13 protein-coding genes are annotated in these 12,542 nt (G+C 55.9%); 6 read left to right on the top strand and 7 right to left on the bottom strand.

Going from position 1 to position 12,542, the window contains the following annotated elements:
* Positions 1-70: 70 nt before the first annotated feature.
* A complete protein-coding gene (locus HBN79_RS16765) occupies positions 71-451 on the bottom strand; it encodes a hypothetical protein (protein ID WP_016782092.1) in 381 nt (126 codons plus the stop codon).
* Between the two features lie 281 nt (positions 452-732).
* Here HBN79_RS16765 and HBN79_RS16760 point away from each other — a divergent pair, with 281 nt between their 5' ends.
* Together HBN79_RS16760 and def are read left to right on the top strand one after the other, a co-directional pair.
* A complete protein-coding gene (locus HBN79_RS16760; RefSeq protein WP_095003262.1) occupies positions 733-1,686 on the top strand; it encodes a YihY/virulence factor BrkB family protein in 954 nt (317 codons plus the stop codon).
* A 2-nt stretch (positions 1,687-1,688) separates the two neighbouring features.
* Positions 1,689-2,228 carry a peptide deformylase gene (gene def / locus HBN79_RS16755; RefSeq protein ID WP_169916915.1) on the top strand — a complete coding sequence of 180 codons (540 nt, stop codon included), beginning with the start codon at positions 1,689-1,691 and terminating at the stop codon, positions 2,226-2,228.
* On the opposite strand, the gene HBN79_RS16750 is transcribed toward def, so the two are convergent.
* A complete protein-coding gene (locus HBN79_RS16750) occupies positions 2,182-2,628 on the bottom strand; it encodes a GNAT family N-acetyltransferase (RefSeq protein WP_095003260.1) in 447 nt (148 codons plus the stop codon). The genes def and HBN79_RS16750 overlap by 47 nt on opposite strands.
* Before the next feature lie 604 nt (positions 2,629-3,232).
* Between HBN79_RS16750 and HBN79_RS16745 the strand changes: the two genes are divergently transcribed.
* Positions 3,233-4,552, top strand: coding sequence for a PAS domain-containing methyl-accepting chemotaxis protein (locus HBN79_RS16745; RefSeq protein WP_095003259.1), 1,320 nt, complete (start codon positions 3,233-3,235; stop codon positions 4,550-4,552).
* A gap of 34 nt (positions 4,553-4,586) precedes the next feature.
* Here the strand turns inward: HBN79_RS16745 and HBN79_RS16740 are convergent, their stop codons facing one another.
* On the bottom strand, positions 4,587-5,618 hold the full coding sequence (locus HBN79_RS16740; RefSeq protein ID WP_095003278.1) for a LacI family DNA-binding transcriptional regulator: 1,032 nt from the start codon (positions 5,616-5,618) through the stop codon (positions 4,587-4,589).
* Between the two features lie 229 nt (positions 5,619-5,847).
* Between HBN79_RS16740 and HBN79_RS16735 the strand changes: the two genes are divergently transcribed.
* Positions 5,848-6,381, top strand: a complete 534-nt coding sequence (locus HBN79_RS16735) for a gluconokinase, GntK/IdnK-type (protein ID WP_095003258.1) — start codon at positions 5,848-5,850, stop codon at positions 6,379-6,381.
* A gap of 85 nt (positions 6,382-6,466) precedes the next feature.
* Positions 6,467-7,819, top strand: a complete 1,353-nt coding sequence (locus HBN79_RS16730) for a GntP family permease (protein ID WP_095003257.1) — start codon at positions 6,467-6,469, stop codon at positions 7,817-7,819.
* A gap of 48 nt (positions 7,820-7,867) precedes the next feature.
* Here HBN79_RS16730 and alaC read toward each other — a convergent pair whose 3' ends face one another.
* Positions 7,868-9,076 carry an alanine transaminase gene (gene alaC / locus HBN79_RS16725; RefSeq protein WP_095003256.1) on the bottom strand — a complete coding sequence of 403 codons (1,209 nt, stop codon included), beginning with the start codon at positions 9,074-9,076 and terminating at the stop codon, positions 7,868-7,870.
* 198 nt (positions 9,077-9,274) lie between these two features.
* Between alaC and HBN79_RS16720 the strand changes: the two genes are divergently transcribed.
* On the top strand, positions 9,275-9,766 hold the full coding sequence (locus HBN79_RS16720) for a GyrI-like domain-containing protein (protein ID WP_095003255.1): 492 nt from the start codon (positions 9,275-9,277) through the stop codon (positions 9,764-9,766).
* Here the strand turns inward: HBN79_RS16720 and HBN79_RS16715 are convergent.
* The 3 genes from HBN79_RS16715 to HBN79_RS16705 all read right to left on the bottom strand — a co-directional run bounded on the left by HBN79_RS16715 (position 9,763) and on the right by HBN79_RS16705 (position 12,491).
* Positions 9,763-10,269, bottom strand: a complete 507-nt coding sequence (locus HBN79_RS16715; RefSeq protein WP_153327079.1) for a GNAT family N-acetyltransferase — start codon at positions 10,267-10,269, stop codon at positions 9,763-9,765. The two genes, HBN79_RS16720 and HBN79_RS16715, sit on opposite strands and share 4 nt — an antisense overlap.
* Before the next feature lie 113 nt (positions 10,270-10,382).
* Complete coding sequence (mddA, locus tag HBN79_RS16710; protein ID WP_169916949.1) at positions 10,383-11,171, bottom strand: methanethiol S-methyltransferase; 789 nt, start codon at positions 11,169-11,171, stop codon at positions 10,383-10,385.
* A 141-nt stretch (positions 11,172-11,312) separates the two neighbouring features.
* The gene (locus HBN79_RS16705) at positions 11,313-12,491 is read right to left on the bottom strand and encodes a GAF domain-containing sensor histidine kinase (protein WP_169916914.1); all 1,179 of its coding nucleotides are present in this window, start codon (positions 12,489-12,491) and stop codon (positions 11,313-11,315) included.
* Positions 12,492-12,542: the final 51 nt, after the last annotated feature.

Below are 12,542 nucleotides of genomic sequence, written 5' to 3'. Positions count from 1 at the left end.
TCGCTCCCACAATAGGGCTTGACCTGCAACAGAGTATCTACAGGTCGGCCACAGGTTTTGGCCTTTGGGTTTATTTCTGTAAAAACTGTGCGAAGTTGACGCCAGTACCTGTAGGACGCACGTCCTGCAGATAGGAGTCCTTGTCTGCACTCAACTCCAGGCTCATGGTCGGCGTACGCTTGTGCGTTGCACGTACTACCATGCCTTCGCGTTTTTCACGCAGGAATGCAGTCGTTACCTTCAGGTGCAGCAGTTCGTCGGTGCTTGGGGTGTGCAGGAGCAGATGCACCCATTCGTACTGGCCGACGGCCAGGCGCGCCAGCGGAATATCGAACCACCAGATGTTCTTGTTGGTGTTCAGTGCGGCGAAATGGCAGTTGTTGACGCCGAGTACCGCGCCGCCGAGTTCCTGGTTCCTGCGGGCAATAGCCAGCTTTTTATCGAGTTTCATAACCTTCCTACAATTGCGGATCTTCAGCGCCATAGCCTGAATACGTCGCGTATTCTCGGGGGTTAGCGGGCAAACATAAAGCCCAACCTGCGCTGATCGACGAAATGATGGGCAGAAAATAAATGAAACTCGATGCCGGACCACAAGGTCAATGTTGGGTTGGCCTTTTTACGGGTTTGGCGATCCGGTATTTTCAAAGTCGCCAATTGGGCTACTTTTAGGTAAAACCCTTCGCTTGGAGGCGTGTTGACCTCATTAACGGTGCGGCGAAAGGAGACGCTATGTTATTCCCAGGCTTGAACGGCCTGCCTTTGGGCAAAGTCTTGATCCGAACGGTCAAGGAATTTATCGACGATGAAATGTCGACCTACGCCTCGGCGCTGGCCTATCAAATGCTGTTTTCGTTATTCCCTTTCATTCTGTTCCTGATTGCATTGATCGGTTTTTTGCATCTGCCAGACTTCTTTACCTGGTTGCGCCTGCAGTCCGAACTGGTACTGCCGCCGCAAGCGCTGGAGCAGGTCAACCCGGTGATCGACCAGTTGCAGCAATCCAAGGGCGGATTGCTTTCGGTAGGTATCGTCATTGCGCTATGGACGGCTTCTGCGGGTGTGCGCCTGATGATGAGCGCAATGAATGCTGCCTACGACGTGGTTGAAGGGCGCCCTGTCTGGAAACGTTTTCCGCTGTCGATTTTCTACACGATCGGCATTGCCGGCATGCTGCTGGTCGCCGCCGCACTGATGGTGCTCGGACCGCAGGTGATGAGCTGGCTGGCGGGGCAGGTGGGGCTTGAAGACTTTGTGGTCACGCTGTGGACCATCCTGCGCTGGCCGGCGATTATTTTGCTGATGATGGTGGCAGTGGCGTTGATGTATTACGTGATGCCCGATGTTGAGCAGAAATTCCGTTTTATTACCCCGGGCTCGGTGCTGGCGGTAGTGGTCTGGATTGTGGCTTCCTTGGGGTTTGCCTTTTATGTCAAAACCTTCGCGGACTACAACGCCATGTATGGCAGTATCGGTGCAATCATCGTGCTGTTGCTTTACTTCTACATTTCGGCCGCGGTGCTGTTGCTGGGCGCTGAAATGAATGCTGTGATCGAACATATGTCGGCTGAAGGCAAAAATCCGGGCGAGAAGACATTCGATGAGTCTGCCGACCCTGATCCAAAGCAGCATGTCTCCGGCCTTGGCCGCGACCACTCCCTTAAATCCACTTCTGATGAAACCTGACCATGATTCGTGAAATCCTGAAAATGGGTGATGAGCGTTTATTACGTGTGGCCCAACCGGTGCCGGATGAGATGTTCGACACGCCAGAACTCTGGCAACTGCTCGACGATATGTTGCAGACCATGGAACACGCTGGCGGCGTGGGCCTGGCAGCGCCGCAGATTGGCGTTGACCTGCAACTGGTGGTGTTCGGTTTCGAGCACAGCGAGCGTTACCCGGATGCCGAAGCCGTGCCGCAGACCATTCTGATCAACCCGCTGATCACGCCGCTGAGCCCGGCAGTTGAAGAGGACTGGGAGGGTTGCCTGTCGGTGCCGGGTCTACGTGGGGCCGTCGAGCGCTTCCACAAGATCCGCTACGAAGGTTTCACCCCCAAGGGTGAGCCAATCGTACGGATTGCAGAGGGGTTTCATGCGCGGGTCGTGCAGCATGAGTGCGATCACTTGATCGGTCGTCTGTATCCGTCACGGATCAAGGACTTCAGCAAGTTCGGTTTTATTGAGGTGCTGTTTCCTGATCTGGATCCGCACACCAAGGAGTAAGGCCCATCGCTATCATCGCTTTGTTGCGTTGATAGCGAACCAGCCGCTCATGCAGGGCATGGGGCAATTCCACGTCCAGGCTAAACCCCAGCTTTTCATAAAACCCCTGCAACTGCGGGTCGCAGAACAACCAGATCGGGCCATCGACGGCAGCTATTGCCTGGCTGACCAGATCGCCAGCCACCCCTTGGCCGCGTAGCGCTGGCGCGACAAAAAGCCCGGTCAGCCAGTGGCCGTGAGCCATTGGCCGCAAACATAAACCGGCAATAATCCCCTCTTTGCGGGCGACCCATAACTGCGCTTCCCTGACCGCCTTCATCGATGATTGATGTGTGCGATAAAACTTGTTCATCAGTGGCCATAAAGCCGCTTCAAGCGGGGCGTAAATAATGGCAGTCATAAGTCCACAGGCTCGGGGGAGGGGCGCGCAGTATAAATAACTAAAAGGCAGATTTCTGCGGGTTATCTGAATAGTGTGGGTGATCTGTATTCGGAATTAAAGGGTACACATACGCATTCATTTCGAAATAACCGACTTTAAATGAAAGTTCACCATGGATCAGTGCTATACCTCAGTGAACAACCCTGGTTACTGGAGTGCATAACATGTCCAAAGGTATGGATTCAAAGAAAGCAGCGAAGAAAAAGCCGGCTAAAACAGCCGATGAAAAACGCGCTGACAAGAAAGCCAAAAAAACTGACACCGGATTGTTTGGTCATTAAGTGGATTTACCGGGGCTCGCTCCTCGGGGCCCTGTCACTTTTAATACTGCATCATCCATTTGGTAAATTTTTAAAGCGTGAGCGTTCCGTCGCAGGTTGATGGCCATTTGCTTGCGCGCGTCATTTGGCTAGCTATGCTCCATGTTTACGGGGTCGTAGCCATAAGTGCTCAAACCCTCGAAGTGCGTACAGCTCTAACGTTAAGAGTGAGATACCCAGCTGATTGGCTGCGTCTTGAAACTTTTGAATTATCAATAGACAGCACCTCCAGGGATTGAGCCATGTTTAATTCGCATCGCAAAGCCGATCTGCTCGAAAATCAACGTCTTAGCGGCTTATTAAATGACATGGCCGCTAAAGTGCAGGCTATCAGCCGTTCCATGGCAATTATTGAGTTCGCCCCTGACGGCACCATTCTGGATGCCAACGAGAATTTTTGTCGGGTTGTGGGTTATTCCGCTGACGAGATTCGGGGCAAGCACCATCGGCTATTTTGCGAAGCGGCTTACGTTAAATCCAGTGAGTACAACAATTTCTGGCGGGACCTGGCCCGAGGCGAACCTTTGAGCGGCACCTTTTCACGGCTCGACAAGGCGGGGCGTGAGGTGTGGCTGGAAGCCAGCTACATGCCCATCGTCGGCGCTGACCAGCACGTTGTGCGTGTCATCAAGGTGGCTTCGGATGTCACAGATCGAATCAATAAAGAACACGAAACCCAGAGCATCGTAAACGCCCTGAGCCGGTCGATGGCGGTGATCGAGTTTTCACCGGATGGGCGGGTAATCAATGCCAACCAGAACTTCCTCGACACCATGCATTACTCGCTGAGCGAAATTGTCGGCCAGCATCACGGCATGTTCTGTCGTCGAAGCGAGGCCGAGTCAGCCGGCTACAAGGCTTTCTGGGCCTCGCTCAATCGCGGCGAGTACCATTCCAGACGATTTGAGCGGGTCGACAAACACGGTCATACGGTGTTTCTCGAGGCCTCCTATAACCCCATCTTCGATGCCAGGGGGCGCCTGTACAAAGTGGTGAAATTCGCCAGTGATATCACTGCTCAGGTCACCAACCTGCAGACTGCCGCCGAATCGGCCCACAGCACTTCGGTGCAAAACGATGCCTGCGCGCAGAAGGGCTCGCAGGTGGTGCAGCAAACCGTGCAAATCATCGAGGCCATTTCCAAAGACCTTAATGAAGCAGCGCAGAGCATTGATGCGGTAAGCAAACAGTCGGACAGTATCGGCAAGATCGTGCAGACCATTCGTGGTATTGCGGATCAAACCAATTTACTGGCGCTCAATGCCGCGATCGAGGCAGCGCGGGCGGGGGAGCACGGGCGCGGCTTTGCCGTGGTGGCCGATGAGGTCAGAAGCCTTGCGGCGCGCACCAGTGCTGCCACCCTGGAAATTGTCGAAGTGGTGCGTCGAAATCATGATCTGTCGCTGAGCGCTGTGACCAGCATGCAGTCGAGCCTTAGCCGCACAGGGCTTGGTGTTGAGCTGGCAAATGAGGCCGGGGAAGCGATTCTGGAAATCCAGCAAGGCTCCCGGCATGTGGTCGATGCCATCAGCCAGTTCAACTCGACGTTGCAACTGCATTAAAGCTGTACTGTGTACATGATGAGGGTGAGGGGCTTTAACTGCTTTCACGCACCATGAGTTCAAAGCCCATGTCCTGAACAGGGTTGGCAACTTTATTGCCTGCCATCAGTGTCAGCATCTGCTCGGCTGCGCGACGGCCAATGGCTTCCCGGGGCGTACGAATACTGCTCAGGCGAGGCACCATAAACTCTGAAGACGGGAGGTCGTTAAAGCCCAGTACGGCGATTTGCTCCGGGATTTTGATGCCGATGCGTGCAGCCTCAAGCAAGGCGCCCTGGGCCAGGTCGTCGTTGCCGAAAAAGATCGCATCCACTTGTGGATGGCTGGCGAGCAATTGCAGGAACAATTCGCCCCCCAGGCCAACCGAAGACGGACGTGGCGTCAGTACTTCAAGATCAGGGTTGTACAGTCCGGCTTCCTGCAAAGTGCGGCGATAACCCTCACCGCGCAGCAACGTGCGTTGATCGAGCTGGGCGCCGATATAGGCCAGATGTCTGCGGCCACGGGAGATCAAGTGCCGGGCAGCTGTTTCACCGGCCTGCAGCTGTGAAAAGCCGACGCAGTTCAAGCCCTCGGCGGCATCCAGCTCCATCATGTACACGCAGGGTACATTGCTGGTCTCGATCATCCGCCGTGAGCTTTCCGAACGATCAAAACCGGTCAGCAGCAGGCCTCGGGGTTGGTAGGCCATATAGTTGCGCAGCAAATTTTCTTCTTCGTCACGGGAATAGTGGAAGTTGCCGATCAATACTTCAAAGCCACGGGGGCGCAACACGTCATGGATGGCTTCGAGGGTGTCTATAAAAAGCAGGTTGGACAGCGAAGGTACCAGCACCACGACAGAATGACTCTGCGCCGAAGCTAGCGCGCGGGCGGCGGGATTGACCACATAGTTCAGCTCGTCGGCAGCAACACGGACCTTTTCGGCCAGCTCCGTGGCAACGCTGCTGATACCGCGCAGGGCTCGCGAGGCGGTGATGGGGCTGACCCCCGCAAGGCGGGCAACTTCGTTAAGGGTGGGGCGACCCGTGGTCCGGGTGTTTTTATCGTTTTTGGAGGTGGTCATCAGGGCGGCTTGCCAAACAAAAAACAAGTCACTAAGGTAGCGCTGTCCTGGCGGACCCGCAATTGCCTGATTGCGTGTAAATCAGTTACCCCAGCTTTGTATGTCGAGAGCGTCTCCGCGTCTCCCCATAAAAATGAGAAATAGACGTCGGTAGCCTAAGCTTTGTGCTTTGCTTTCAAGTATTGAACGCATGAACAAAGACAGCGCTGTCTACGGACTGAGGTGTTTCATGAGTCAACCTATCACTGCTCTGGTCATCATGGGTGTTGCCGGCTGCGGCAAATCCAGCGTTAGCCAGGCATTGTGCCAGCTCAATGGCGCGACCCCGATTGAAGGCGATGCGTTTCACCCGGCGGCCAACATTGCCAAGATGAGTGCCGGTATTCCCCTGACCGATGAAGACCGTGCCGGCTGGCTTGACAGCCTGTGCGACGAATTGCGTCGTGCGGTTGCCAGTGGTCAGCGCCCGGTGCTGACCTGTTCGGCACTCAAGCTGCGTTATCGCGAGCGTTTACGCAGTGCGGTAGATGGTCTGGGTTTTGTATTTCTGGAGCTGACCCCTGAGGTGGCGGCTGCCCGGGTGGCCGATCGTCCGGGGCACTTTATGCCCAAGACCCTGATCGACAGCCAGTTCGCTGCGCTTGAATCACCGACCAATGAATCCTTGGTGCTGACTCTGAATGCAGCCCAGATGAACGTTAAGCAATTAGCAAGCGCCGCCCGAGACTGGTGGTGCGAGCAGACGGTAATGGCAACTTCATGATGTTGTTTCAAACAGATAGCGCTATCTGCCTCGGCTGTAGCGGCACCCCCGTACTTGATAACAACAAAAAGGCAGGAGACGCCCCATGCTAGGCATGTCCCATAATACGTTTCTGCTGCTTGATGCAGTGGTGACCATTATCGGCCTGATCGTACTGATCACCCGATTCAAACTGCACCCCTTTATTGCCTTGATCATCGCCTCTGCGTTTCTGGGGCTGACGGCCGGCATGCCTGCCAACCTGATCATCAAGTCGTTCCAGGATGGTTTTGGCGGCGTGTTGGGCTTTGTCGGGATCATCCTGGCGCTGGGCACCATGCTTGGCAAAATGATGGCCGACTCCGGTGGTGCTGACCAGATCGCCCGTACCTTGATCCGTGCCTTCGGCAAGGACAAGGTGCAGTGGGCAATGATGTTTGCCGCCTTTCTGGTCGGTATTCCATTGTTCTTCGAAATCGGCTTTGTACTGCTGATTCCGCTGGTGTTTATCGTTGCGCGACGTACTGGCGTGTCGATCATCAAGATCGGTATCCCGCTGCTCGCCGGCTTGTCGGCTGTTCACGGGCTGGTACCGCCGCACCCGGGCCCGCTGCTGGCCATTGGCGTGTTTGGTGCCGACATCGGCAAGACCATTCTGTACGGCCTGATTGTTGCTCTGCCTACCGCGATCATTGCCGGACCGATTTACGGTACGTTTATCGCCAAGTACATCCCGGGCCATGCATCCCAGGACCTCATGGATCAACTGGCCAGTGAGCCGGAATCCAGCACCTTGCCGAGTTTTTCCATCACCCTGATCACCGTGCTGTTGCCGGTATTCCTGATGCTGCTCAAGACGTTCGCCGACGTGGCGCTGCCCGATGGCAACTTCTTCCGTGTGTGGATGGACATGATCGGCCACCCGATCAGTGCGCTGTTGCTGGCATTGCTGCTGGCGCTGTACACCTTTGGCGCCCGCCAGGGTATCGACTCCAAACGCATCCTCAAGCTGCTGGACGCGAGCCTGGCTCCTACCGCAGCGATCATTCTGATCATTGGTGCGGGCGGCGGTTTCAAGCAGATGCTGGTAGCCAGCGGTGTGGGTGACGTGATCGGCCATATGGCGGTAAACGCGCAAATCTCGCCGATTTTGCTGGCCTGGCTGGTGGCTGCAGTGATTCGTATCGCGACGGGTTCTGCGACCGTAGCGACCATTACCGGGGCGGGGATTGTGTTGCCGGTGGTGGACATGATTCCGGGTGTGAACCGTGAGCTGCTGGTATTGGCAACCGGCGCAGGCTCGTTGATCCTGTCTCACGTCAACGACGCAGGTTTCTGGCTGGTGAAGCAGTACTTCAATATGACCGTGGCTGAAACCTTCAAGACCTGGACCGCGATGGAAACCATCCTCTCGGTTGTAGGTTTGATCTTTATTCTGCTGCTGTCGTTGGTGGTTTAAAGCACCAATAAACCTGTGGGAGCTGGTTTACCAGCTCCCACAGTCGTTTTAGCCAGCGTTAAAGCCATCAGCGCGGAACATAGCGCGAATTCCACGCAGCGCCTGACGAATGCGATCCTGATTTTCAATCAGGGCAAAGCGCACATGGTCGTCACCGTATTCCCCAAAGCCTACCCCCGGTGAAACACAGACCTTGGCATCTGCCAGCAGCTTCTTGGCGAATTCCAGTGAGCCCAGGTGGGCGTAGTGTTCGGGAATCTTGGCCCAGATATACATCGAAGCTTTCGGGTTTTCGACCATCCAGCCCAGTTCGTGCAGCCCTTTGACGATCACGTTACGGCGCTGACGATACTGTTCGGCAATATCCTTCACACATTGCTGGTCACCCTCAAGTGCAGCAATTGCCGCCACTTGCAGCGGGGTAAAGGTGCCGTAGTCGTGGTAACTCTTGATTCGCGCCAGAGCATTGACCAGCTCAGGATTGCCCACCATAAAACCGATACGCCAGCCTGCCATGTTGTAGCTTTTGGACAGTGTGAAGAACTCCACGGCGATGTCCTTGGCGCCCGGTACTTGCATGATCGAAGGCGCTTTCCAGCCGTCATAGACGATATCGGCGTAGGCCAGATCGTGCACAACCAGCACATCATATTGCTTGGCCAGGGCCACCACGCGCTCGAAGAAATCCAGTTCGACACACTGCGCCGTCGGGTTGGACGGGAAGCCCAGGATCATCATTTTCGGTTTGGGGATGGAGCCGCGGATAGCTTTTTCCAGCTCGGCAAAAAAGTCCACGCCGGGGATCAGCGGTACCGAACGCACCTGGGCACCGGCAATCACGGCACCGTAGATATGAATCGGGTAGCTGGGGTTGGGCACCAGCACGGTGTCGCCCTGATCCAGGGTGGCAAGCATCAAGTGCGCCAGGCCTTCCTTGGAGCCGATGGTGACAATGGCTTCGTGCTCGGGATCGATCTCAACGTTATAACGGTCGGCATACCAGCGCGAAATGGCCCGGCGCAGGCGTGGAATTCCCCGCGAAGTCGAGTAGCCGTGAGTGTCTTCACGCTGCGCGACGGTGCAGAGTTTTTCGACGATGTGGGGAGGTGTCGGGCCGTCAGGGTTACCCATGCTGAAGTCGATGATGTCTTCGCCACGACGACGGGCGGCCATCTTCAGCTCGGCAGTGATATTGAAAACGTAGGGGGGGAGTCGATCTATGCGCGCAAAACGTCGCGGCGAACCTTGGTCTGCCATGTGTGCCTCTGATACGTAAGCGCCCGGAACCGTCCGAGCGACGTTGACCACTGCGGTGGTCTGGACGAAACAATACGGGCGCTGATGGCCTTTTGTCTAGGTGCTGTCAGCGTCTATTTTTCGCTGATCCGACCTGTATGTGGTTTTGTTCCTATACTCAGATGCTAGGTTTCCTACTTCCTCCATCGAGCATGCCCCATGGACCAACTAAAAAAGTTCGAGCTGTCAGCGCCGCGATTTGCCAAAGGCCAGTTTCAATTGATCGCGGGTTTGGGTGGCCGTTTCACTGAGGAGAGCGTTGATCGAATCCCGCTGTTATGGGAAAAATTCATCCCGGAAATCGGCAAGGTACCAAGCCAAATTGGCGAGGAAACCTACGGTGTTTGTTGTAATCCTGATGGCGAGGGTGGCTTTGAATACATTGCTGGCGTGGCTATCAGCAAGCTTGATGATCTGCCTGAGCGGTATCGCTGGATTGAACTGCAGGAGCAGTCTTACGCGGTCTTTGAGCATCACGGGGCATTGGACACGCTTGGTCAGACCTTTCAGGCGATCTGGAAAGACTGGTTGCCAAATTCGGGCTACCAAGCCGCTGATGCGCCCGAGTTCGAGCGCTACAGCGCAGACTTCAATGCGGACACCGGTACGGGGCTGCTGGAAATCTGGCTGCCGATCAAAAAGCCTGCTTAGCTTGCCTGCAACTGCAGGGGCGGCATGGGGGCCAGCGACAGCACCAACCGTCGCTCACCACGATAGGCCTCGCCTTGCTCGACCCAGCCCTGGCTCAGATAAAAAGCCATGGCGCTGGTATTGAACGGGCTGACCGAGAGCATCAATTGGCGAATCTCGGGCCATATCTGTTCAATGGCCCTGGCCAGCTCGCGCAAACAGGCCTTGCCCAATCCCTGGCCCTGAGCACGGCTGTCGACCTGTAGTGCGTGCAAGGTGGCGCAGCCCGGCTCAGCCCAGTGGGCCAGAAGCGGCTCGCGCTTGAGAAGCAAAAATGCCACTGGCAACTCGTCGTTGAGCAGCACCAGCCCTTTGATGCCCGCCTGCGGCTGGACCGGCAACGAGTGCAGGGCAGACTCGATGGTGCCGCAAAAGGCAATCTGCTCAGGGCGAACTTCTATCTCGCGCAGTTGCTCGCGCTGGCGGGGTGTCAGGTCTTCATAAGCGCATAGGCGGGTGTTCATGTCGGGTTTCTGTCGAGGCGCAATAGGAGGCATCTGACAGGCAGTGTCAGTAGCCGCTGAACAGCGCGTCAGTTTCTACCCATCACGGTTCTAAATACAGATTTATTCGTGGGTCAGCGCCCGGTGCCGGACTTGCGGCGTAGAGAGGGCAGCAACATGCCGACGTTTTTTTGATAAACCCGGTACTTGTCCCCAAACAGCTCAACCAGATCTTTCTCTTCCAGTTGGGTGCCGATCAGAATGTAAAGGGTGCTTGTCAGTGCAAACACCAGGTGCCCGACACTCATCTCGGGCGTTACCCAGAAAGCGATCAGGAATCCCAGATACAACGGGTGACGCACGAGCTTGTAGAGCGCGGGGGTTCTGAATGCGTTGTTTACGGGTTTTGGTTGGCGCAGGGTGTCAAAGGGCTGTTTGACGCCAAACAATTCGAAGTGGCTGATCATGAAAGAGGCCAGCAGCACCAACCCCCATCCGAACCAGTACAGCGTGACAAGTAACCCCGCAAACAAGGGCGACTGTACACTCCAGACACTGATATCGATCGGCTGCCACAGCCAGCATATAAGCGCCAGCACCGCACTGGAGGCCAGGACATAAGTGGCCCGTTCAATAACTGGCGGTATGACATGACACCACCTGCGCTTGAAGCTTTTGCGCGCCATGATGCTGTGTTGCAGGGCAAATACGGTGATCAGCAGCACATCGACCACAAGCGCCCAGGGCCATGCCAGGCCAGATCCCGAATCGATACTTTTCGGGACGACGACATTACCTAGAAAGCCAATGAGGTAAACAAACGTCAGTAGAAACGACAGATAGCTGAACAGGCTGAAAAGCAGCGCTGCCAGTTTTTTCGTGCGGCTGGTGGAGCCCTTTATCAGCTCAGTTTGGGTGTGCATGAACGACTCCTTTCGAACATGGCGAAACTGCAATTTAAACGTCTGCAGCGACTACCTTAGCCCCGATACAGCATATGGCCAGCGGCGCAGCCGGGCGGTAGAAAGATGTCATTCCACATACCATGTGCTGATGTTAGCGCTTCAGGGCAGCGTCATGCTGAAGGTGAAGACTGTGCCTTGGTCTTGGTCCGAGGCGACTTCCATATGGCCGCCATGGGACAGGGCGATCTGGCTGGCAATATACAGCCCAAGGCCAAGTCCGGCCTGGGGAGTGTCGGTGGCCGGGCGTGAGTAGGGTTTGAACAAATGCGGCAGTTGTTCGGCCGGGATGGGCTCGCCCTGGTTGCAGATCCTCAGGGTGAATACCCCATTGAGTACCAGGGCTGAGATGTCAACGGGCCCGTCGGGGCAGCCATGGGTGATGGCATTGGTCAACAGGTTGGAGAGCAGTTGGGCCAGGCGGCCGCTGTCACAGCGGATGCCCTCAAGTGGCCCTATGTCTGAGCGGATGGAACGTTGTGCATGAACGTTTTGCAGTTCCGAGATGACATGGATGAAGACCTGGTCGAGATCGGGGCACTCGCGCAGCGTCAGCGGGATGCCGCTACCGAGCCGTCCGCGGGCAAAGTCCATAACGTCCTCAACCAGCTGCGAGGCACGGTTGCCGCAGCTCAGGATATGCTTGACCAGGACATCGGTGGAGGGGTCTGGGTGCACCCGTAGCAAGCGCTCTGCGGCTGTGGTGATGGCGAATAACGGGTTGCGCAGGTCATGGCCTATAACAGCGATAAATTGCTCGCGCAGCTCTGCGGTTTCACGCTCCTGCTCCAACGCGGTTTCTGTACGTTGCAGGTTTTCTTCGGCGTCAATTTGCAGCGACAGCAGGCGTGCGAATGACTCCATTGTGGACTGGATCGTACTGTTCCTGAGGCTTGCAGGCTCGGGGTCGAGTGCGCACAGGGTGCCGAAAAAACTACCGTCAGTGCGCCATACCGGAATCGTGATGTAGCTTTCGAAGCGATAAATCCGCGGCGTGTGATGGTGTTGGTACAGCGGATCGGCGCTGGCTTTATCAATGATGATCGGCAGGTGCGAGTTCATGCTTTCAAAGCACAGGGTGCTGACCAGGTCCAGCTCGCCACCGGACTGCAAACCGAAACCCAGCTTGTCGAGTACCGCGCAGGCGGTCCAGGTGGTCTGGGTGACACGGGCAACGGCAGCAAAGCGCATACCGGTCATTTCCGTAATCACCTGCAACATTGCAGGTACGGCACTGATCCGGTTAATTGTCGCGATATCGTCAGCCGTGCCGTGCGTCATGGTAAAAGCTCGAGCTCAAAAAGATGATTCTAGCCAGAACACTTGAGCGCG

The sequence above is a fragment of the Pseudomonas sp. WS 5051 genome, assembly GCF_012985715.1.
GTDB classification, from domain to species: domain Bacteria; phylum Pseudomonadota; class Gammaproteobacteria; order Pseudomonadales; family Pseudomonadaceae; genus Aquipseudomonas; species Aquipseudomonas bubulae.
Note: the sequence above shows the minus strand (reverse complement) of the source record. Positions and strands in the feature narration are given on the sequence as shown.